This window comes from Luteimonas sp. MJ250, assembly GCF_039548455.1.
GTDB lineage: Bacteria > Pseudomonadota > Gammaproteobacteria > Xanthomonadales > Xanthomonadaceae > Luteimonas.
Genome location: NZ_JBCLVB010000011.1, coordinates 89,576 through 111,071 on the forward strand (window position 1 = coordinate 89,576; position 21,496 = coordinate 111,071).

Consider the following 21,496-nt stretch of genomic DNA (forward strand, 5'->3'; position numbering starts at 1 on the left):
GGATCAATTCACACATGCCCGTCTTGACGCAGGTCATGCGGAGGCCGTCCTGTCGCCGCGACAATGCGGCGCATTCGCATCCACGCCTTTCCGGAGCCGATTCGTGGCCAAGCCCGTGCCCCTGCTTGCGCTGACCTCCCTGCTGCTGGCATCCGCCGCAGCCGCGGCCGCCGGAGATCCCACATCCGGCGACTCGCCAGGCGACGGCGAGCGCGTCACCACCCTGGACACCATGGTTGTGGTCTCCAGTCGCGTGGCCGAACCGATCAGCCAGGTGGTCTCGAGCGTGGCCGCGGTGGAGCGCGAAGACCTCGACCGGCGCCTGGTGCGCGATCCCGAAAGCCTGGTGCGCTACGTGCCCGGCGTGGAGGTGGTGTCGGAGGGCAACCGCTTCGGCACCCGCGGCTTCTCGATCCGCGGCCTGGACGGCAACCGGGTGCGGATCGTGGTTGACGGTATCCCCCTGGCCGACGACTACAGCATCGGCCAGTTCGCCTCGGCCGGCCGCGACCTGGTCGACATGGAGGCGGTGGAGCGGGTGGAAGTGCAGCGCGGCCCGGCGTCCACGCTGTATGGAAGCGACGCGCTGGCCGGCGTGGTCGCCTTCCGCACGCTCGATCCCGATGCGCTGCTGCAGCGCGCCGATGGCGACCGGCACCTTGGCGTTCGCATCGGCCATGACAGCGTCGACGACAGTCGCCTGCTGTCCGCCAGCTGGGCCGGCGGCCGCGCCGACGGCTGGCAGGCGATGGCGATCGCGGCGCAACGCCGCGGGCATCAGGCCGGCAACCGCGCCTGGCGCGCGGAGGATGATCCCAATCCGCTCGACTTCGTTCGCGAAAGCGTGCTCGCCAAGCTGGTGCGCGACGCGGGCGCGGCGGGTCGCCATGTCGTCACCCTGGACGGGACCCGCGAGTCGCGCCAGACCTCGGTCAATTCGCTGCGCTTCGGCAGCGGCCGCTACGCCACCACCTACCGGCTCGACGCCGACGACCGCCAGCAGCGCCTGCGCGCGAGCATCGCCAGCGAATGGCAGCCCGGCTGGCGCTGGCTGCAGTCGCTGCAGGCGCAGCTCTACCACCAGGACACCGAAGTCCGGCAGGACAGCGACCAGTACCGGCTGCCGGATGCCGCCACGCCCTTCGAATCCCGGCGCTGGCGCCGTTTCAACTACGAAAGCAATGCCCTGGGCCTTGGCCTGCTTGGCCAGTCGCGGCACGCCGGCCGCTTCGGCAGCCATTGGCAGGTCTTCGGCATCGACGTCGCGCGCCAGGACTACCGCGGCCTGCGCGACGGCGTCGAGACCAACCTGGCCACCGGCGCGACCAGCAGCGTGATCCTTGGCGAGCCGCTGCCGGTGCGCGACTTCCCCGACTCGCGCAATACCAGCCTGGCCCTGTTCTGGCAGGACGAGATCTCCTTCGGCGAACGATTCGCGGTGATCCCGGGGCTGCGCGCGGAGTGGAACCGCCTGCGCGCGCATCCGGATGCGATCTACCTGGAGGACTTCCCGGACAGCATCCCGGTCGACGTCGACACCGACCAGGTGACGCCGCGGCTGGCCCTGCGCTGGAGCCTGGACGGTGGCCACAGCCTGTTCGCGCAGTACGCCCGCGGCTTCCGCGCGCCGCCCTTCGGCGACGTCAACATCGGCCTGCTGCTGCCGGTGTTCAACTACGAGGTGCGCGCCAATCCGGACCTGCGCCCGGAACGCAGCGAGGGCCTGGAGCTTGGCTGGCGCTTCGTGGGCGAAGCCGCGCGCGCGAGCCTGTCGGTGTACGAGAACCGCTACCGCGACCTGATCGACTCGCGCGCCAACCTCGGGATCGACCCGGTCACGCGCGCGCTGGTGTTCCAGTCGGTCAACCGCGACCGCGCGCGCATCCGCGGCATCGAGGGCGACCTGCTGTGGAACCTGCCGTGGACCGATCAGGCGCTGCCCGGCGGCTGGCAGCTGCGCGGCGCGATGGCATGGTCGCGGGGCGACGACACCCGTCGCGATGTTCCGCTCAACAGCATCGACCCGCCGCGCGCCACGCTCGGCCTGCGCTACGAGGCATCGGGTGGGCAATGGGGCGTCGAGGGCGCGATGGTGGCCGTGCGTGGCCAGGGCCGCGTCGACCACGGCGCCGGCGAACTGTTCGAGCCGCCGGGCTACGCGCGCTTCGACCTCTACGCGTGGATGGAGCCACGGCCCGGCATCCGCATCAACGCCGGCCTGCTCAACCTGGGCGACCGCCGCTACTGGAACTGGAGCGGCGTGCGCGGCCTGGCGGCCGACGAGGACAACATCGGCTTCCACACGCGGCCGGGACGCAGCGCCGCGGTGAACATTTCGCTGGACTGGTGAACACGATGGATGCAGGAGTCGGCGAGGTTGTTTCGTTCTGGGCGCGCGTCGTCGCCGAGGGCCTGTGGATGGCCAGGGATCCCGGCTTCGACCGCGACTTCCGCGAACGCTTCCTCGACCTGCACATGGAGGCGGCCGCGCGCCGCTGCGACCACTGGATCGACACCGCGGACGGCGCGCTGGCGCTGATGGTCCTGCTTGACCAGTTCCCGCGCAACGCCTTCCGCGGCACCGCGCACATGTATGCCACCGATGGACTGGCGCGCTTGCATGCGCGCGAAGCGGTGCGTCGCGGCCATATGGAGGGCGTGGAGCCTGCGTATCGCGTGTTCTTCGTGTTTCCGTCCACCCATTCCGAGGACGCCGCCGACCAGGCGTACTCGTTGGAGCTGGCTGCGCGCATCGGGCCGCGGCAGGTGGAGCGGATGCGGGGACACCACGACATCGTCCAGCGCTTCGGACGCTTCCCGCACCGCAACCGGGTCCTGGGCCGCGAGGATACCGCTGCGGAAGCCGCGTTCATCGCCGACGGCGGGTTTGCCGGCTGAGTCCGCCGGCGCCCGGTTGTTGCGGAACGCCGGCGCTGCGACGGCAAGCGGCGGCGAGCGCACGTCCAGTCAGCGCGCGTATCCGGTCCCAGGCTCGTGCACGCGGCATCCCGTCGGGCGTCTCCAGCGCAGACAATTCGTCGCGCTTCTTCGGCCCAATGGGTGCAATCGGGTGCCCGATCGGCGGCCCTCGCCGGATCAACGCATCGCGAACAGCTCCTGGTGGAACTGCTTCTCCACCGGGAACCCGTGCGCGGCCAGGTCGCGCTTGAGCGCCTCGCCAAACCCGGCGGGTCCGCAGAACCAGATGCCCGCGTCGCGCCAGTCGGGCACGGTGGCCCGCAGCCGTTCGCCGGTCAGCAGGCCATCGCGTGCGTCCACCAGGATGTGCAGTCGCACCCCGGCCTGGCGGGCGTCGGCGTTCAGTCGCTCGAACACTTCCTGGTCGGAGTCGGTGGTCGTGTGGAAGAGGTCGATCTGCCGGTCGGCCGGCGCGCCGTGCCCGCTCTGTTCGCGCGCCAGGTGCTTCATGCGGGCGACGAACGGCGTGACCCCGACGCCGCCGCCGATCCAGATCTGGCGCGCCGGTCCGTTGTCGAAGGTGAAGCAGCCATACGGCCCTTCGACCTTCACCGCCTGCCCGATGCCGAGCCGGTCGCGGAGGCCACGGGTGTGGTCGCCCAGCTCGCGGATGCCGAAGGAGATGACCGGCCGGGCCGGGTTCCAGCTGGACGTGATCGTGTAGGGATGCGCGCCCTCCGAGGCGTCCACGGTCACGAAGGCGTACTGCCCCGGCTTGTGGCCGGGCCAGTCGCGCACCCGGACCTCGACTTCAAGCGAGTGCACGTCGTCGAACCAGTGCATGGCGTCGACCTGTCCCGGCACTTTCCTGCGGGCGCCGACGCGCCGCGCCAGCACCACCAGCGCGGCCCAGGTGCCAGCGGCGAGCAGCGCCGCGACCAGCCAGCCCACCGGCGACAGCCAGTAACCCGACCGCATCAGCACGACGGTATGGAAGGCCAGCAGCAGCCAGGTGATGGCCAGCAGGCGGTGCGTCTTGTGGAACAGGCGATACGGGAAGCGCTGGATCAGCGCCAGCGCAATCAGCACCACGACGGCGTAGAAGGTCCATTCGCCAATGCTTTCTGCAAGCCCTCGCTGGTCCGACAGCCAGGCTGCGACCGGGCCGCCGGGCACGGCCCGCGGCCCGCGCGCCGGCCGCGTAAGCCAGCCCCAGCCCACCGCCCACTTCGGCCCGGTCGCCCACAGCCAGTGGAGGATGCCGGCCACCAGCGCGGCGATGCCCAGCCACTTGTGCAGGCGGTACATCTTGTCGAGACCGCCCAGCCAGGCCTGCGGCCACAGCGGACGCAGCGCCAGCACCATGCACAGGCCCATGCAGCCGATCGCGACCACGCCGGTCAGCTGCACCATCGCGCCGCGCAGCGCGAAGAAGCCGCCGGGTCGGAAGACCGTGGGCTCGGCCGCGAGCCAGGCGACCACCAGCACAACAAGCGTTCCCCACAGCGCGCGTCTCAGGTTGCGCATGTCTTGCTCCGGCGACGGTTCATGCCGCACTCCGCTCAGAATTTCCAGGTCGCGCGCACATACAGGTCGTCATCGCGACGCGGGCGGACGGCGCTCGCGGGCAGGTCGAGTTCCTCGCGTCGGCGCAGGCGCGCGTCGAGCTGCCAGGCCTTGCTCGCCTGCCAGACCCAGCGCGCTTCCAGCAGCTCGTCGTTGGGGCGGAAGTCGCTCGACAGCAGCCAGCCGTCGGCGACGCGGCCGTAGACGATGCCGACGTCATGGTCGGGCAGCACGTCCATGAGGCTGAAGGAGGCCTGCCAGGACAGCGCGTCTGCGTCGCCGGTGCCGGTGTTCATCGCCTGCCTGCGCGGGGTGTCGGCCGCCCAGCCGATCTCGCCGCCGAGGCGGAACTTCGTGCCGCCCTCGCCCAGCGGCCATTCGGCGGCGGCCTTGGCGGTCACCGCCAGGTAATCCTCGAGTGCCGGATCGGCGAGGCCGTTCGTGCGCAGCGCCGAGGGCAGCCAGGTCATGGTGACCATGCGCTGCACCACGGGGCCGATGGCGGTTTTCGATTCCGCCGCCACGAACAGGCCGGCGCGCGAACCGCTGTCGGCGAAGTCCAGCGGTCGCCGCAGCGTGCCGGTGGGCCCGCGGTGGTCGTTGTGGCGCGCGATCACGTGCGTGGTCCAGTCGCTGCCGCGCCACTGCCACCAGACGCCGTCGGTCCAGGTGATGTCGAAGTTGGTGCTGTCGTTCTGGTCCAGCGACTTCTTCATGATGTCGTCGATGCCGAAAGCGGCCTGGAAGCGGCCCACGCGCAGGCTCCAGGGCGAATCCGCAGCCCGGTATTCGAGGTAGGCCTCGTCGATGGTCGCCTGGCCGTCCTCGAGACCCGAAGGCCCCGGGGCGTAGGTGCGCATCCAGAACTCCTCGTCGTCCTGTTCGCTGTCCAGGCGCGCGGCCACGCGGCCGCTGGCGTGCCAGCCGTTGCCGAGTTCGCCTCTCACGCGGAAGCGCGCTCGGGCGCGCACGCTGTCGGCGTCGGTGGTGGCGCCGCTGCGGGCGCGGGTTTCGGAGGCGACGTAGCCGAAGCGGACGTCGCCGCTGGTCTTCCAGGTGTCGGCGGCGTGGGCGCTGCCCGCCACCAGCGCCAGCGCGGCGATGGCGGCGAGGGACAGGCGGGGCGCGGAAACGCGCGACAGGGCGGGTGGCCCGTGGCGGATACGCATGATGGTCTCCGGGAGTGGATGCCCGGACCGGTCGCGAGCACCGGCCTCCGGCGAGTGCAAGGACTATGCGCCGGACGCCGGTGCCGGTCCTTGACCCGCATCAAGCGTGCGCTGTTGCCGGCTCTGCTTCGCGATGTGATCCGGACAGCCCCCGTCGGGCTATCCGTCCGGCTGTGCGGCCCTGCTCCCGGCCGCCACGCCGAAGCGCTTCTGCAGTGCGCTCGCCAGGCTTGCGCGCGTGAGCTCACCCATGTGGGTGTCGAGCAGGCGGCCGTCGGCGTTGAAGAACAGGGTCGTCGGCAGGCCGCGGGTGTTGGTCTCCAGCATCCCCTTCGAATGCGGATCAAGCAGCAGGTGCTCGAACTCGAGGCCGGCGGCGTCCAGGTAATCGCGGACCGTGCCGCGGTCCTCGCCCTGGTTCACGAGCACGAAGGCGACGCCCGGGTAGCGCGCCTGCGCATCCTGCAGCACCGGCATCTCGCGGCGGCAGGGTGGGCACCAGGTCGCCCACAGGTTGAGCACCATGGGGCGTCCGGACAGCGCGGCGAGCGTGGTCGGCTCGCCGTCCAGCGTCGTCAGCGCGAACGCGGGCAGCGGCGGCGCCGAGCGCTGCATCATCACCAGCAGTCCGCCGAAGGCGACCCAGGCCAGCATGCCGGCGGCGATGCCGGCCAGCAGCGGCGTACGCAGCGGCATGCGCCTGCGCGTGGACCACCCCGCGAAGGCCAGCGCCGCCGCCAGCCCGGCCCACCACAGGAAGCCGCCGTCGCCGATGGCGATGATCGACCTCGGCGCGGCCATGTACTCGGGCCACCACAGCAGCACGTAGCCCAGGCGTGCGGCCAGCAGGCCGATGAGCACTGCGTCGACGAACAGCGCTGCCGCAATCCGCTGCGGGCGGGCGTCTGGTGCGGCGGGTGGGCCCGCGGGCGCCGACGCGGCCGCGTGCTGAACGTCCGCCGGATCCGGCGCCTCCGGCAGCCGCCGCGCCCAGGCGCGCACGACCAGCCAGCCGGACAGGGTGGCCAGCGCGGCGATGACGGCGTGGATCGGGAACGGACCCAGGCCCGTCAAGGACAGGACTTCGGGTGGCGCTCGAGCCACTTCGCCAGCTGCTCGCGGTAGTACTGCAGCTCTTCGGCGTAGGAATCGTTGACGCAGGGATCGCAGCCGCTGTCGCAGCAGTCGCTGGGCAGGGGCGCTTCCGGAGGCGTCGGGCGCGGATCGTTGTCGAAGGTATGCAGGATCTGGCTCATTACGCACCATTGTCCCATCCACGCCGCCCGCGTTCCACGCCGTGGCCGGCGTCGACCGGAACGATGTTCAGCTTGTCAGCTGTGCCCCGTCCGGAGAGGATCGACACGGGCTGGCCATGCACTGCGCAGCCCGACGCGTCCCGCACGGCACGGCAAAGGAGCACACCAGGGTGGTCGACGTGGAACCTCGCGGACGCCTGCGCGTCGACACCGAGCAGGGCGTGCTGCGCCTCTCGGTGATGGTGATCCTGCTGTTCGCCTGCCTGGGCATCGCCATGGGCCTGCTGTCGGGCTCGTTCGCGATCGTCTTCGACGGCGTGTACTCGCTGATCGACGCCTGCATGACCATGGTCGGCCTGCTGGTGGCGCGCCTGATCGCCGGTTCGACCGCGGGCGGGCTGCGCAACCAGCGGCTGGTCGAGCGCTTCACCATGGGCTTCTGGCACCTGGAGCCGATCGTGCTCGGCGTCGATGCGCTGCTGCTGACCGGCGCCGCGATCTACGCGCTGATCCACGCCGTGGACGCGTTCATGACCGGCGGCCGCGAGCTGCAGTTCGGCATGGCCATGGCCTACGCGGCGGCGACCACCGCGGTGAGCTTCGCCATGTGGCTGTTCCAGCTGCGTGCGAACCGGCGCATCCGCTCCGGCTTCGTCGCGCTCGACGCCAAGGGCTGGCTGATGTCGGCGCTGCTGGCGGGCGCGCTGCTGGTGGCGTTCGCGGTCGGGTGGATGGTGGAAGGCACATCGCTGCACTGGATCACGCCCTACATCGATCCGGCGGTGCTGGCGCTGGTGTGCCTGGTGATCCTGCCGATGCCGCTGGGCACCATCCGCCAGGCGCTGGCCGACATCCTGCTGGTGACGCCGCCGGACCTGAAGCAGCACGTGGACGAGGTGGCCCGGGATGTCGTCCTGCGCCACGGCTTCGTCGATTTCCGCGCCTACGTGGCGCGGGTCGGGCGCGGCCGCCAGATCGAGCTGGCGTTCATCGTCCCGCCGGGCTCGCCGGCGCGCACGGTGGAGGCCTGGGACCGGCTGCGCGAGGAGATCAGCGACGCCATCGGTGGCGACATGCCCAACCGCTGGCTGACGGTCGAGTTCACCGCCGACCCGGAGTGGGCGGAGTAGCCGGCGCGGCCGCGGGCGGCATCCCGGGGGGCAGTTGTTACACTGGCGGCGAAACGTGGACAGGGGCACGTTGAACGGCATGCCAGGCATGGACGCATCCAGACGCAGCGCGACAGCGTGGCTTTCGCGCGCCTTGGCCACGGCGCTGGCCTGTGCATGGCTGGCCGCGGGCCCGGCCTTGGCGCTGGACCCGGAGCTGCCGCCCGAGCGCTACACGGTCACCCGCTGGAACGCCGACGACGGCCTGCCCCATGGCCAGGTCCATGCGATCAGCCAGGACGGCGACGGCTTCCTCTGGGTCGCGACCTGGGAAGGCACGGTGCGCTTCGACGGACGCAGCTTCCGCGAGGTCGAGGACCTGAACCACCCGGACGGCCGGCGCCTCGCGTCGCGACAGATCGTGCGCCATGGCGACGGCGTGCTGGTGTCGGTCGACCATCTCGGCCTGATGCACGTGCCCGATGGCGGCCAGGCCCGGCCGGCCTGCGCGGACGCGCCCGGACTGGAGGCTGCGCGCGTTGCGCCGGCTATCGATGGCGGCTACTGGATCACGGCCCGCGAAGGCCTGTACCGGGTTGGCGGGGATGGCGGCTGCGAGCGTGTCGACGGCGGCGAGGCGCTGGCGGCCCTCGATGTGCTGGTGCTGCTGGCGCGCGCCGACGGGAGCCTGCTGGCCGGCAACCGCCATGGCCTCTACCGCTGGCACGCCGGTCGCCTGGAGGCGCTGAGCGAGCGCCTGGGCCTGCCGGCGGGCGAAGTCCGCGGCCTGCAGCAGGCCCGCGGCGGCGACCTGTGGATCGCGGGTGAACACGGCGTCTGGCGGCTCCGCGGCCAGCGCCTGGAGCGCCTGCGCAGCGGGGCGGCCGAAGGGCTGATGCAGGACCGCCAGGGTGCGCTGTGGGTCGCGGCCACCGACAGCACGCTGCTGCGCTACTGGCAGGGCGAGTGGCGGCAGCTGGACCGGCGCCACGGCATCGAGGGTTTCGCTTCGGGCGCGCTGTTCGAAGGTCGCGACGGGCTGGTCTGGATGGGCACCACGCACGGCCTGTTCCGCATCGGCGATGGCCCGGTCTGGGGCCTGGGCAAGGAGCAGGGCCTGCGCAACGACTTCGTGCGCAGCCTGGTGGAGACGGCCGACGGCCAGGTCTGGGTGGGGCATTCGGGCGGATTGAGCCGCCTGCGCGACGGGCGCATCGAAGTGCTGCTGCCGCGGCCGGGCCTGCCATCGGCCTCGGTGCTGTCGCTGGCGCGGGCGTCTGACGGCGGGGTCTGGGCGGGCACATACAACCGCGGCGTGATGCACGTCGCGGCGGATGCGCAGGCGCCGGTCCGGCCCGTGGCCGGGGAGGGCAGCCTGCTCGCCACCGAGCAGGTCCGCGCCGTGCTGGAGGAGCCCGACGGCACGCTCTGGGTCGGCACCGAGCGCGGACTCGCCGCCTGGCGCGACGGACAGACGCAGGAGCGGCCTTTCCCCTCGCTGCCGGCGCTGCCGGTGCGCGCGCTGCATCACACCGACGACGGCACGCTGTGGATCGGCTCCCTTGGCGGGCTGGCCCGTCGCGGGAGCGATGGCCGCCTGGTGGTGCTGGAGCCGGAGGTCGACTTCCCGGCCCTGTCCGCCTTCGATTTCCTGTCCGATCCCGACGGCACGCTCTGGATTGCCAGCGACCGCGGCGTGCTGCGCCATCGCGACGGCGTGTTCAGCCTCTATGGCCGGCGGCAGGGACTGTCGGGCAGCGCGCTGTTCCGAATCCTGCCCGACGACTTCGGCAACCTGTGGGTCAGCAGCAACGAGGGCGTGACCCGGATCCCGCGCCGTGCATTCGACGAGGTCGACCGCGGCAAAGTGGTGCAACTCGACATGCAGTCCTTCACCCGCGACGACGGCATGCCCAGCCGCCAGTCGAACGGTGGCAGCTCACCCGCCGGCTGGCGCATGGCCAACGGCGAACTCTGGATGCCGACCGCCGCCGGGATCGCGGTCTTCGATCCGGCCCGGGTCATGGCCGGGGCCGCCGGCAACGTCTCGCTGGTGATCGACCGGGTCCTGGTCGACGGCGCTCCGGCGACGGACGTTCCGCCCGGCGGGCGCGTGCTGATCCAGTACACCGGCGTCAGCCAGCGCAGCCCGAACAGCCTGCGCTACCGCTACCGGATGCAGGGCGTCGACGCCGACTGGATCGAGGCCGGCTCGGCCGGCGAATTGGCCTACACCCACCTTCCGGCCGGGACGCTGCGCTTCGAAGTCCAGGTGGCGCGGGCACCGGCGGACTGGTCGCGCCCGGCCAACCGGGCGCAGGTCGAGCTGCGGGTCGCCGCGCCGTGGTGGGCGCGCACGCCGGTGCGCCTGCTGGGCGCGTGCCTGCTGGCGCTGTTGCTGGCGGGCCTGCACGCCTGGCTGGGTCGCCACCAGCGCGGGCGCCAGCGGCGGCTGGAGTCGAAGGTCGCGCAGCGGACCGAGGAGCTTCGCGAGAAGAACGCCGAACTGGAACAGGCATCGCGCGAGCGCGAACAGCTGATGGAGCAGCTCGCCCACCAGGCACACCACGATGCCCTGACCGGCCTGCCCAACCGCCGCGCCTGCGACCTGTGCCTGGAGTCCGCGGTGGCGCGCGCCGAGGCCACCGGCAGCCCGCTGTGCGTGGCGCTGCTCGATGTCGACCGCTTCAAGGCCATCAACGACCGCCACGGGCACCAGGCCGGCGACCAGGTCCTGGCGCACGTGGGCGCGCGCCTGCTCGACTCGCTGCGGGATCCGTCCGTGTTCGTGGGGCGGACCGGTGGCGAGGAGTTCCTGGTGGTGCTCCACGACATGACCCTGGACGCTGGCCGGTCCCGGGTGGAGCAGGTGCGCATGGACATCGCCGCGCTGCGGATCGCATCGCTCGGCGACGACCTGGTATGCACCATCAGCGCGGGCCTGGTGGAGCGCGCCGCGGGCGAGCAGCCGGACGACCTGCTGCGGCGTGCCGACGAGCGCCTGTACGAGGCCAAGCGCAGCGGCCGGGACCGTGTCGTCGCGGCCTGAGGCGGGCCGCATGCCCCGCTGGGCGGGGCACGGGCGCGTGGCTCAGCTGCGCTTGGCGCGGGCGAAGGCGTCGGCCAGGGCGTTGTTGGCCGGTGCCGCGGCGGTGCGCGCGGGGGTGCCGCCGCCGCGGGCCGCGGGGCCGCCGCGATGGTTGCCGCCACCGCCACGGTTGCCGCGCGGGCCATCATCGCGGCGCGCATCCGGCCGCGCGTCCCGCGGCGCCGGGGTGTCGTCCAGGCGCCGGGTCAGCGCGATGCGCTTGCGGGCGACATCGACCTCCAGCACCTTCACCTTGACGATGTCGCCGGCCTTCACCACCTCGCGCGGGTCCTTCACGTAGCGGTCCGACAGCGCCGAGATGTGGACCAGGCCGTCCTGGTGCACGCCGATGTCGACGAAGGCGCCGAAGGCGGCGACGTTCGACACCACGCCTTCCAGGATCATGCCTTCGCGCAGGTCCTTGATGTCCTCGACGCCGTCGGCGAACACCGCGGCCTTGAACTCGGGTCGCGGGTCGCGGCCGGGCTTTTCAAGCTCGGCGAGGATGTCGCGCACGGTCGGTTCGCCGAAGCGCTCGTCGGTGAACTCGCGCGCCTTCAGCGTGCGCACGAAACCGGCGTCGCCCACCAGCGCGTGGATCGGCCGGCCGGTCGCGGCCACGATGCGCTCGACCACCGGATAGGCTTCCGGGTGCACGGCGGAGCCGTCCAGCGGCTCGTCGCCGTCGGCGATGCGCAGGAAGCCGGCGCACTGTTCGAAGGTCTTGTCGCCCAGGCGCGGCACCTTCAGCAGGTCCTTGCGGCGCTTGAAGGGGCCGTTGGCATCACGATGGGCGACGATGTTCGCGGCCACCGTCGACGACAGGCCGGACACGCGCGCCAGCAGCGCGCTCGATGCGGTGTTCACATGCACGCCGACCGCGTTCACGCAGTCCTCGACGCGGGCGTCGAGCGCGCGCGCGAGGCGGTACTGGTCGACGTCGTGCTGGTACTGGCCGACGCCGATCGCCTTGGGTTCGATCTTGACCAGTTCGGCCAGCGGGTCCTGCAGGCGGCGCGCGATCGACACCGCGCCGCGGATCGACACGTCGAGGCCGGGGAACTCCTTCGCGGCAAGCTCCGACGCCGAGTACACCGAGGCACCGGCCTCGCTGACCACGATCTTCTGCAGCTTCAGTTCGGGCGCGGCCTTCATGACGTCGGCGGCGAGGCGGTCGGTCTCGCGCGACGCGGTGCCGTTGCCGATCGCCACCAGCTGCACGCCGTGTTCGGCGCACAGCCTGCGCAGCGTGTGCACCGACTGGTCCCACTGTTTGCGTGGCTCGTGCGGATAGATCGTGTCGGTCGCGACCAGCTTGCCGGTCGCATCCACCACCGCGACCTTGCAGCCGGTGCGGATGCCCGGGTCGATGCCGAGCACGGCCTTCGGTCCCGCGGGCGCGGCCAGCATCAGGTCCTTGAGGTTGTCGCCGAACACGGTGATGGCTTCGGCTTCGGCCTTCTCGCGCGCCTGCGCGAACAGGTCCAGCATCAGGTGCAGCTGCAGCTTCGCGCGCCAGGCCAGGCGGCAGGCGTTGAGCAGCCAGGCGTCGGCGGCGCGGCCGTCGTTGCGGATGCCGGCCTGCAGGGCGACGCGGCCCTCGGCGTAGGCGTTGCCGGCGTCGAGGTCGGCGCCCGGGTCGAGTTCAAGCTGAAGGAATTCTTCGCGGCGGCCGCGGAACAGCGCCAGCAGGCGGTGCGAGGGAATCTTCGACAGCGGCTCGGCGTGGTCGAAGTAGTCGCGGAACTTCTCTCCCGCGGCCTCCTTGCCTTCGGCCACCTTCGAACGGATCACGCCGCAGCTTGCCAGCCATTCGCGAAGTTCGCCGACCAGGCTCGCGTCCTCGCCCCAGCGCTCGAGCAGGATCGCGCGTGCGCCTTCAAGCGCTGCCTTCGCGTCGGCCACGCCCTTTTCGGCGTCGACGAACTGCAGCGCGAATTCCTCCGGCACCTGCGCCGGATCGGCCAGCAGGCCGTCGGCCAGCGGCTCCAGCCCGGCCTCGCGCGCGATCTGGGCGCGGGTGCGGCGCTTGGTCTTGTAGGGCAGGTAGAGGTCTTCCAGCCGCGCCTTGCTGTCGGCGGCCTCGATGTCGGCGCGCAGCTCGTCGCTCAGCTTGCCCTGCTCGTCGATGCTGGCGAGGATCGCGGCGCGCCGGTCTTCGAGTTCACGCAGGTAGGCCAGGCGCGTTTCAAGATCGCGCAGCTGGGTGTCGTCCAGGCCCTCGGTGACCTCCTTTCGGTAGCGCGCGATGAAGGGCACGGTCGCGCCTTCGTCGAGCAGGCCGACGGCGGCCTCGACCTGGGTCTGTCGGGCACCGATCTCGTCGGCGATGGTCCGGGCGATCTTGCGCGCGAGCGCGGTCTTGGGGTCAGCCATCAGTGGTCTTGCATCGGGCGGCGCAAGCCGCGGAGGCGCCGATTGTGGCCCCGCATCGCGATGCGCGGAACCCGTTGACAGCGCGCCGCGCGCGGGCCAGGCGCGCTGCGCTCACACGCGGCGGGTTGCCGCTCCCTGGTCACGCCGGCGTCGCCAGGGCAGCGGCAGGCCAAGCAGCATCAGCGCCGCCCAGGCGACCCGGCTGGAGACGCTTTCGCGGTCGGGTGCATGCAGCGCGCCGGCTTCGCGCCGGGAGTCACGCGAGCCGCGGTCTCCGCTGCCGCCCGCAGCGCCCGCGACCAACGCGTCCTGCAGGCCGTGGGTGCCGTGGATATTGCCTTCCTCGCCTTCGTCGAACAGCGCATCCTCGTCCAGCGCGTACTCACCGGCGTCCAGCGCCGCCAGCACGCGTCGCGCGTGGATGGCCTGCGCGTCGGGCACGCGCAGCCGCATGCCGCCGATGGCCAGCCGCCATTCCCAGTTGGCGATCGCGGTGCCGGTATCGTCCAGGCGCGCCGGGATGCCTTCCGCCTGCAGCAGGCCGGCCGCGAGCTGGGCTTCGATCGGATCGGTATAGGCGGCGACGGTGGTGAACATGGTCGATCCCTACGGTACGCTGCCGGCATGCGCATCGCCATGATCACCCTTGCCGCGCTGGGCCTTGTTGCCGGATGCGGCAGCGAGGCACCGGCACCGCTCCCGGCGGCGTCCACTGCCGCGGTCGATCCCGCCGCCGCGCGCGTGGTCGAGGAATGGCCGCTGCCGGCGATGCTGCCCGGTTCGGCGCTTCCCGACCTGGCCGCCGTCGACGGCGGGAAGCTGCTGCTGGCCTGGACCAATTCGCAGCCCGGGCGCCGCCACATCCTGCAGTTCTCCAGCTACGACCTCGCAGGCGCGCGCTGGGAGTCGGCGCCGGTGACGATCGCGGTGGGCAACAGCATGTTCGTCAACTGGGCCGACACGCCGCACATCATGGCCACGCCCAACGGCGCGCTGTGGGCGCACTGGCTGCAGAAGAACGGCGACGCGCCCTATGCCTATGACGTCCGGCTGAGCAACTCGCTCGACGGCGGCCGCAGCTGGAGCGAGCCGGTGAGTCCGCACGATGACGGCACGCAGACCGAACACGGCTTCGTCTCGATGTGGCCGCAGGGACAGGGCACGCTCGGGATCGCGTGGCTGGACGGGCGCAACACTGCCGGCAACGGGCACGCGGACCACGGCGAAGCGGACGCAGCGGGCGACGCGGGCGACGCGGCAGCCGGTGCGACGATGGGCGCGGCAACGAATGCCGCCAGCGCCGCCGTTGCGGACCTGGCTGCGATGACCCTGCGCGCCGCAAGCTTCGACGGCCACCTTCGCCGGGCCGCCGACGTCGAGATCGACGCCAGCGTCTGCGACTGCTGCCAGACCAGCGCCGCGGTCACCGCGCGCGGTCCGCTGCTGGTCTATCGCGGCCGCGCCCAGGGTGAAGTGCGCGACATCCTGGCCACGCGCCTGGACGGCGAGGCCTGGACCACGCCCAAGGCCGTGCACGCCGACAACTGGGTGATGCCGGCCTGCCCGGTCAACGGCCCTGCGGTGGCGGCCGACGGTGACGCGGCCGTGGTCGCCTGGTACACGGCCGCCGATGGCGACGTGCCCGAGGTACGCATCGCGTACAGCGGTGATGCCGGTGAGAGTTTCGCTGCACCGGTCACGCTTGATCGCGGCGAAGCGGTGCAGGGGCGTGTCGCGATCGCGCTCGGCGATGGCCAGGCCTGGGTGCTGTGGCTGCGGGAAGAAAACGGTGGCCAGTCGCTGTGGCTGTCGCGGCGCTCGCCGGACCTGGTCACGGAGTTCGAACGCATCGGCGTCGCCCACCTCACCGGCCGCGGCCGCGGCACCGGCTTCCCGCAGCTGGCGGTGGCCGGCGGCAACGCGCACGTGGTCTGGACGGATGTCCACGACGGCGTGCCCGGCCTGCGCGGCGCGCGGATCGTGCCGGCGTCGGCCGGGCAGTGAGCGCCGCTGCCAGCTGATTCCGGCGGTCGCCAATCGCGATTTTTTGGGAGCGGCTTCGCAGCTATAGCTGCTCCCACAATGGCTTCACGGCTGCAGCCGCTCCAGCGAAAGCCGGCTAGCGTTCGTGGCGGTAGTTGACCGAGCCGCGGCTTTCCAGGGTGCTGGATTCGACTTCAACGTCGAAGCCCTTGCGCAGCAGGTACTTCAGCGTCAGCACCTGGCCGGTGCCCAGCAGGGACACGCCGAAGCCGACGTAGAGCCGCGGTGACAGCTGCTTGCCGATGCCGAGCACGCTGCCGCCGAGCGCGCGCGACTCCATCACGCCGGCGTCGTCGAGGCCGATCTGCTTGCCCAGCTGCCCTGCCAGCAGGCTGCCGCCGGCGTTGAGCGCCGCGGATGCGGCATCGAGGTCGCTGGCCTGGCGGCCGCTCAGGCTCGACAGCGGACGTCCCAGCGCGAGCAGGGCCAGGGCTTCCGACTCGTCGCTGGCGGGATCGGTCCAGACCCGGGCGCGCGGCGCCGAGGCGCGGCCGTCGACGTTGATGCCGGCGGTCACGTCGCCGACCTTGCGCTCGGCGCGGATGTCGAGCAGCGGATCGGAGACCGGCGTGTTCGACCATTCAAGGCGGCCGCGGGTGATCGCCAGCTCCTGGCCATAGGCTTCATACCGGCCGCCGACTTCGAGCATGCCCTGGCCGGTCATCTCGCGACCGGCGCGCGAGAGCACGCGCAGCTCGCCGGTCAGCTCGCCTTCGAGGCCGAAACCGTTCAGATGCACGTCATCGCCCATGGCGAGCGTGAGGTCGAGCTCCATCGCCATGGCCGGTCCCTCGTCGGGATCGACCGGGTCGAGCACCACCACGTCCGACGACGCCGAGACGCCGTCGCTGAGCCGCTCCAGGTCCATGCGTGCGCTGGGCACCAGCACCCGGCCGCTGACCTGCAGTGGCCGGCCGGCGGCATAGCGCACCTCGATGTCGGGGCTGGCGACCGCGCGCAGGTCGCGGGTGTCGGACAGCAGCACGTTGTCGCCGCGCACCTGCAGCAGCAGCGGCGAGCCCTCCGTTTGCCAGCCGAGGTTGCCGTCGATCGCCAATCGCCCGTCGCCGCCGGTGCCGAGCGTGCCGCTGATGCGCGCGCTGCCGTCGGGCAGGGCCTCCAGCCGGGCCTGGCCATCGACGATCGCGATCGCAAGCGACGGGATCTCGGCGCTGAAACCGGTCAGGGCCGCGCTGCCGCCAAGCCGCGGTTGGGCGCGGGTGCCGGCCAGGCTGACGTCGGCATCCAGGCGTCCCTCGGGCGAGACGATGTCGGGCGAGAACAGTTCAAGCCAGGTCAGCTCGCTGGTGGCAGCGGTGATATTGCCTTCCAGCGGTGCGTACGCGTCCCAGCCGGTGCGCAGCTGCGCGTCGATGCGGCCGCTGCCGTTGAAGCCCAGGCCGAGCGTGGCGGCGATGCGGTTGGCATCGAACTCCGCGTCCAGGGCCAGGCCGCTGTAGGACAGCACGTCGCGGCGCGAGCGCGCGCTGGTGCGCAGCGCACCGCTGGCCGAGGCGAGGTTGAAATGGCCCTGCCAGGCAGTTCCGGCCGGACGCAGGCGGCCGTCGATGTCGATATTGCCCTCGAGGAACCAGGGGCGGCCGCTGCCCTGCTTGGGAAGGTACGGAGCGACCAGGGCAAGCGGCAGCTGTTCGCCGTCGATCGACAGCCCCTGCCGCGGCCAGTCGGCGCTGGCGCAAAGGTGGCCGCCGACGTCCGGGGCCAGGCAGGCCGGCGACAGCGTCCAGCGCCCGCCCGCTGCCTGGGCGAAGGCGGCCGTGGACTGCAGGCGCCAGGTGGCACCGACCGCAGGGGCGACCTGGAGCGCGTCGAGCGCGCCGCGCCAGAGGCCGTTGCCGCCGCGCCGGGCGCTGCCCGCCAGCGTCGCGTGGCCGATGTCGCCGCGGGCCTCGGCGTCGAGCTGCAGGTCTTCGACCGCACCGCGCGCGCGCAGCGCCAGCGTGTCCAGGGCCAGGCCCGCCTGCACGCCGCGCGCGTCGAGCTCGAGCTCGCCGCCGCCGCTGCGCCAGGGCAGGTGGCCACGCAGCTGCAGGCTGTCGGCGATGTAGTCGCCATAGCGCAGCCCGCTGCCGTCGAGGTCGGCGCGCAGGTCGGGAGTGTTGCGCTCGCCGGCGACGGTGAGCGTGCCCTGGACGCGTCCCGCGGTGCCGGGCAGCAGGTCGTCGAGCTGCAGCGGCGCCAGCGTCGCTTCAATGTCGAGCCGCTGGTCGACGCGGCCGCGGGCGTCGATCCGGCTGCCGCCGACGCTGAGCGCGGCCTCGCCCTCGTAGGCCGCCGGCGCGGTGCTGCCGGTGGCGGCGCCGTGCATGGCGACGCTGGCGCTGCCGGAGAGCCGGCGTCCGCGCAGCTGGCCGCCAAGGTCGTTGGCATCGACGGTGAGCTCGAGGCCGCCGTCGTCGCGCGTACTGCCGGTGGATGAAATGCGGCCGTCGATCGCGCCGCTGAAATCGGGGGCGAAGTAGCCGGGGTCGAAGCCGGCGAGATCGGCATCGATCGACCAACCCGGCGCCGGCGCCCAGGCCACGTGCCCGCTGCCATCCAGACTGCCGCCGGGCGTGCGCGCGACCAGGCTGCGCAGGTCCAGGCGCGACTGGTCGCCGAGGCCACGCAGCTCGACCTCGGCGGCTTCGCCATCGCGGGTGAGCGTGGCCTCGCCGACCACGGCCCAGGCCTCGGCGGTGCCGGCCAGGCCGATGTCGGCGTCGGCGTGCACGGTCGCGGCGGGATCGGCGGCGGTACCGTCCGCGGGCGTCGGTGCCCAGGCCAGGCCGCGCGCAAGCACCGCGTAGCGGACGCTGGCGGCCTGCGGATCGGCGAAGTCGCCGCGGCCGGTGACGGTGATGCGGCCGCCGAGCACGTCGACCACCAGCGGATCGAACTCCAGCACCTGTTCGTCGAGGATGGCCAGCGAGGGCTGCAGGGTGGCGCGGAATTCGCCGTAGGCGATGTCGCCCTGCAGCTCGGCGCGGCCGCCGGTGCCGCGGGCGTCAAGGTCGAAGGCCAGCGGCGTGCCGGGCTCGCCGAAGCCGGCCAGCAGCGCGGGATCGAGCGCTTCGCTGGCGGCGGTGAACGTCCAGCGCGGCGCGTCCTCGCCGCCGCGCAGGCCCAGGCGCGCGCGCACCGGCGCCGGCGCATGCCCGGACAGCGCCACGTCGAGCGCGGCCACGTTGCCGCGTGCCACCAGGCCAAGGCGCGGCCGCGTGCTGCCCGCGGGCGCCGGCAGCAGCGCCGAGGCGGTGAGGTCCATGCGGTAGTCGTCGCCGGGCGCGTACTCGCCGCCGGCCCTGAACACGCCGCGGTCGCTGTCGACAACGATGTCCTGCAGGCGCAGCAGCCCGCTGCGTGCCTCCATGCCGCCGCGGACGCTGGCGATGTCGATCATCGGCTCGCCGCCGCGCAGCACGCGGAAACCGTCGATCTCGATGGCGTCGGCCTGGAGGCCGAGCGGTGGTTCGATCTGCGGCAGCACCTCGGGCCAGCGCGGCAGCGAGAACGGTTCGCCGTCGTCGGACGGCGGCAGCTCCAGCACCGCGCCCTCGACCTCGGCCGCGTCCAGGCGCAGCACGCGGCCGAGCAGCGGTCGCAGCGCCGGGTCGATGGTGACCCGCCTGGCGCTGAAGCGCAGCGCGTTGGGCGCCGCGCACTGGCCGTAGGGCACCGGCGTGTCGTCGACTTCGGGGCAGACCAGCTGCTGGAAGGCGACGTCGTGCAGCGTCAGCGGCCCGGACGCCGGGCCTTCGGCATCGCGCCATTCCAGCGTGGTCCCGGCGGGCAGGCGCGACACCACCTGTGACAGCAGGAAGTCGCGGCCGCCAAGCGTCGACAGCAGCCACCACGCCACCACCAGCACCAGCGCCACCAGCGCCGCGATGCCGATGCCGCTGCGGACCGCCAGCGCGCGCATGCGTGCCTTGCGCCGCGCGCGCAGATCCGCGATCCGCGCCTCGCGCTCTTCGGGGGTTGGGTCGGGCGTGCCGGCCATTACAGGCTGGTCCCGATGTTGAGATGCAGGGTGAAGGGTGAATCCGGATCGTCCAGTCCGCGGGCGATATCCAGCCGCAGCGGGCCGACCGGGGTCTGCCAGCGCAGGCCGACGCCGACGCCGGTGCGCAGGTCGGGCGAGCCGTCGTAGGCGCTGCCGGTGTCGACGAAGGCGCCGATGCCCCAGGGCCCGCCGCGGAAGTAGTGTTCGTACTCGGCGCTGGCGGTGAACACATGGCGCGCGCCCAGGGCGAAGCTGTCGTCGTCGTCGTCGACCACGCGCGGGCCGACCTCGCGCCATTCGTAGCCGCGGATGCTGCCGTCGCCGCCGGCGTAGAAGCGCAGGCTCGGCGGCATGTCGACCAGGGCGCTGGTTTCGGTGCGGCCGTACTCGCCGCGCAGGATCAGGCGGTCGCTGTCGCCGATGCCCAGGTACCAGTGCGCGCGCGCGTGGAACTGGGCGAAGCTGGCCTCGGAGCCCGCGCCTTCCACGCCGCCGCGCAGCAGCAGGCTGCCGCTGTAGCCGCCGCGCGGGAACAGTGCGTCATCGAGGTCGACGTAGGTCGCGCGCAGCGACGGATAGGTGAACGTCGCATACCGGTACACCGGTGGCGTCGTGGGGTCGGTGTCGGCTTCGTACTCGTAGGCCCAGCGCTCGCGCAGCGCGTGCATCGAGGCCACCAGGTTGAGGTTGCGGTTGTACTGGCCGCTGCGGCTGGCGACGAACTCGATGCGCCGGGTGTCGATGTAGTCGGTCTGCTCGTCGGCGGCCTGCAGGCTGGCCGTGTACCAGCCGTCCAGCCATCGGAAGGCCGGGATGCGGTACTGCAGGGTCAGGGTCTTGCGGTTCTGGGCATAGTCCACCTGCCACAGCGCCTTGTGCCCGCGGCGGTTGACGTAACGGCGCTCCTGTCCGAGGCGAACGCCGGCGCCGCTGTCGGTGCCGTAGCTCAGGCCGGCGCTGTAGACATCGCGCTTGGCGGGCGTGAGCGTGACGTCCACCGGCACCCGGCCGTCCCCGGCCTCCCCCGGGCGCGGGGTGATGTCGACGCGGCTGAAATAATCCAGCGAATTGAGCGAGGTGCGCAGGCGGTCCAGGCGGCCCTGGTGGTAGTACTGGCCTTCTTCCCAATACACCAGGCGTTCGAGCAGGCTGTTGTCGACGACCTCGTGCGGCACCTGCGTGAAGCGCGTGGCGCCCATGTCATAGCGGTCGCCGCTGGTCCAGACCAGTTCGATGTCGGCGGCTTCTTCGGCGCGGGTGACCGCGACCCGGCGGGCGGAGAAATCGGCGTCGAAATAACCGCGCTCCGCCAGCCGGCGGCTGATCCGCGCCTTGCTGGCTTCGTAGGTCGGATGGTGCAGTACAGAACCCTCGCGCGGAACGAAGTCGTCGACCTCCTCGCTGAGGTAGGGGTCGTCGTGGCCGTCGCCGATGATGGCGATGTCGGCGCGGCGCACGCGCACGGGGTCGCCGGGTTCCACCGTGATCACCACCGAAATCGGCGCCTGCGCGTCGTCGCGCGCGCGCCCGGGGTCCCGGTCGGCCTCGCGGACCACGGCCGCGGTCGCGGCCGCCGTATCGGCCGCGTCCTGGCCCTCGGTCGCAGCGGTGTCCAGCACCACCCGGCGCTCGCCGTTGCGCACGCGCTCTACCACGATCCGCGGAGAGTAGTAGCCGAAGGGTTCCAGCGCCTCGCGGGTCTCGTCATCCGCGGCGCGAAGCATGTAGCCCAGGCGGCGCCAGCCCAGTTCATCGCCGATGGCATCGACCAGCGACAGCGACGTGCGGACGTTTTCTTCCATCTCGTCGTCGAGGCCCTTGACCTCGACCGAGGAGACGCTGACGGCATGCGCGCCGCCGGTGGCTGCGAGCAGAAGGGCGGCGAGGAGTGCGCGGCGGGGCGGATGCATCGATGAATGATACCGGGGGCGTGTCGAGGCGCGATTAACGCAATCCGGCCCGGG

The 21,496-nt window shown here is 72.2% G+C and carries 13 protein-coding genes; 5 read left to right on the top strand and 8 right to left on the bottom strand.

Annotated features, from left to right (window positions below; genetic code table 11):
* The first annotated feature begins 103 nt into the window (after positions 1–103).
* Both WCE37_RS07090 and WCE37_RS07095 read left to right on the top strand, forming a co-directional pair.
* Positions 104–2,350, top strand: coding sequence for a TonB-dependent hemoglobin/transferrin/lactoferrin family receptor (locus WCE37_RS07090; protein ID WP_343278736.1), 2,247 nt, complete (start codon positions 104–106; stop codon positions 2,348–2,350).
* Between the two features lie 5 nt (positions 2,351–2,355).
* Positions 2,356–2,898 (top strand): DUF924 family protein, encoded by a 543-nt coding sequence (locus WCE37_RS07095; protein WP_343278737.1) that lies wholly within the window; start codon positions 2,356–2,358, stop codon positions 2,896–2,898.
* Positions 2,899–3,096: 198 nt separating this feature from the next.
* On the opposite strand, the gene WCE37_RS07100 is transcribed toward WCE37_RS07095, so the two are convergent.
* The 4 genes from WCE37_RS07100 to WCE37_RS07115 form a co-directional block, all read right to left on the bottom strand.
* A complete protein-coding gene (locus WCE37_RS07100) occupies positions 3,097–4,446 on the bottom strand; it encodes a ferric reductase-like transmembrane domain-containing protein (protein ID WP_343276331.1) in 1,350 nt (449 codons plus the stop codon).
* Between the two features lie 35 nt (positions 4,447–4,481).
* Entirely contained in the window at positions 4,482–5,654 is a 1,173-nt protein-coding gene (locus WCE37_RS07105) for a porin (RefSeq protein ID WP_343278738.1), read from the bottom strand.
* A gap of 159 nt (positions 5,655–5,813) precedes the next feature.
* Positions 5,814–6,728, bottom strand: a complete 915-nt coding sequence (locus WCE37_RS07110) for a TlpA disulfide reductase family protein (RefSeq protein WP_343278739.1) — start codon at positions 6,726–6,728, stop codon at positions 5,814–5,816.
* Positions 6,725–6,910: an oxidoreductase-like domain-containing protein gene (locus tag WCE37_RS07115; protein WP_343254503.1), complete on the bottom strand. Its 186-nt coding sequence runs from the start codon at positions 6,908–6,910 to the stop codon at positions 6,725–6,727. The genes WCE37_RS07110 and WCE37_RS07115 overlap by 4 nt, the downstream gene beginning before the upstream one ends.
* Positions 6,911–7,026: 116 nt before the next feature.
* On the opposite strand from WCE37_RS07115, the gene WCE37_RS07120 reads away from it, so the two are divergent.
* Together WCE37_RS07120 and WCE37_RS07125 are read left to right on the top strand one after the other, a co-directional pair.
* Positions 7,027–8,040, top strand: coding sequence for a cation transporter (locus WCE37_RS07120; RefSeq protein WP_343278740.1), 1,014 nt, complete (start codon positions 7,027–7,029; stop codon positions 8,038–8,040).
* Between the two features lie 88 nt (positions 8,041–8,128).
* Positions 8,129–11,068 (top strand): diguanylate cyclase, encoded by a 2,940-nt coding sequence (locus tag WCE37_RS07125; protein WP_343278741.1) that lies wholly within the window; start codon positions 8,129–8,131, stop codon positions 11,066–11,068.
* A 42-nt stretch (positions 11,069–11,110) separates the two neighbouring features.
* On the opposite strand, the gene WCE37_RS07130 is transcribed toward WCE37_RS07125, so the two are convergent.
* Together WCE37_RS07130 and WCE37_RS07135 are read right to left on the bottom strand one after the other, a co-directional pair.
* A complete protein-coding gene (locus tag WCE37_RS07130) occupies positions 11,111–13,483 on the bottom strand; it encodes a Tex family protein (protein WP_343278742.1) in 2,373 nt (790 codons plus the stop codon).
* A 111-nt stretch (positions 13,484–13,594) separates the two neighbouring features.
* Positions 13,595–14,080 carry a DUF2007 domain-containing protein gene (locus WCE37_RS07135; RefSeq protein WP_343278743.1) on the bottom strand — a complete coding sequence of 162 codons (486 nt, stop codon included), beginning with the start codon at positions 14,078–14,080 and terminating at the stop codon, positions 13,595–13,597.
* Between the two features lie 27 nt (positions 14,081–14,107).
* Here WCE37_RS07135 and WCE37_RS07140 point away from each other — a divergent pair, with 27 nt between their 5' ends.
* Positions 14,108–15,487 (top strand): sialidase family protein, encoded by a 1,380-nt coding sequence (locus tag WCE37_RS07140; RefSeq protein WP_343278744.1) that lies wholly within the window; start codon positions 14,108–14,110, stop codon positions 15,485–15,487.
* 115 nt (positions 15,488–15,602) lie between these two features.
* On the opposite strand, the gene WCE37_RS07145 is transcribed toward WCE37_RS07140, so the two are convergent.
* Positions 15,603–19,529 (bottom strand): translocation/assembly module TamB domain-containing protein, encoded by a 3,927-nt coding sequence (locus WCE37_RS07145; protein ID WP_343278745.1) that lies wholly within the window; start codon positions 19,527–19,529, stop codon positions 15,603–15,605.
* Positions 19,529–21,442: an autotransporter assembly complex family protein gene (locus WCE37_RS07150; protein WP_343278746.1), complete on the bottom strand. Its 1,914-nt coding sequence runs from the start codon at positions 21,440–21,442 to the stop codon at positions 19,529–19,531. The genes WCE37_RS07145 and WCE37_RS07150 overlap by 1 nt, the downstream gene beginning before the upstream one ends.
* Between the last annotated feature and the right edge of the window lie 54 nt (positions 21,443–21,496).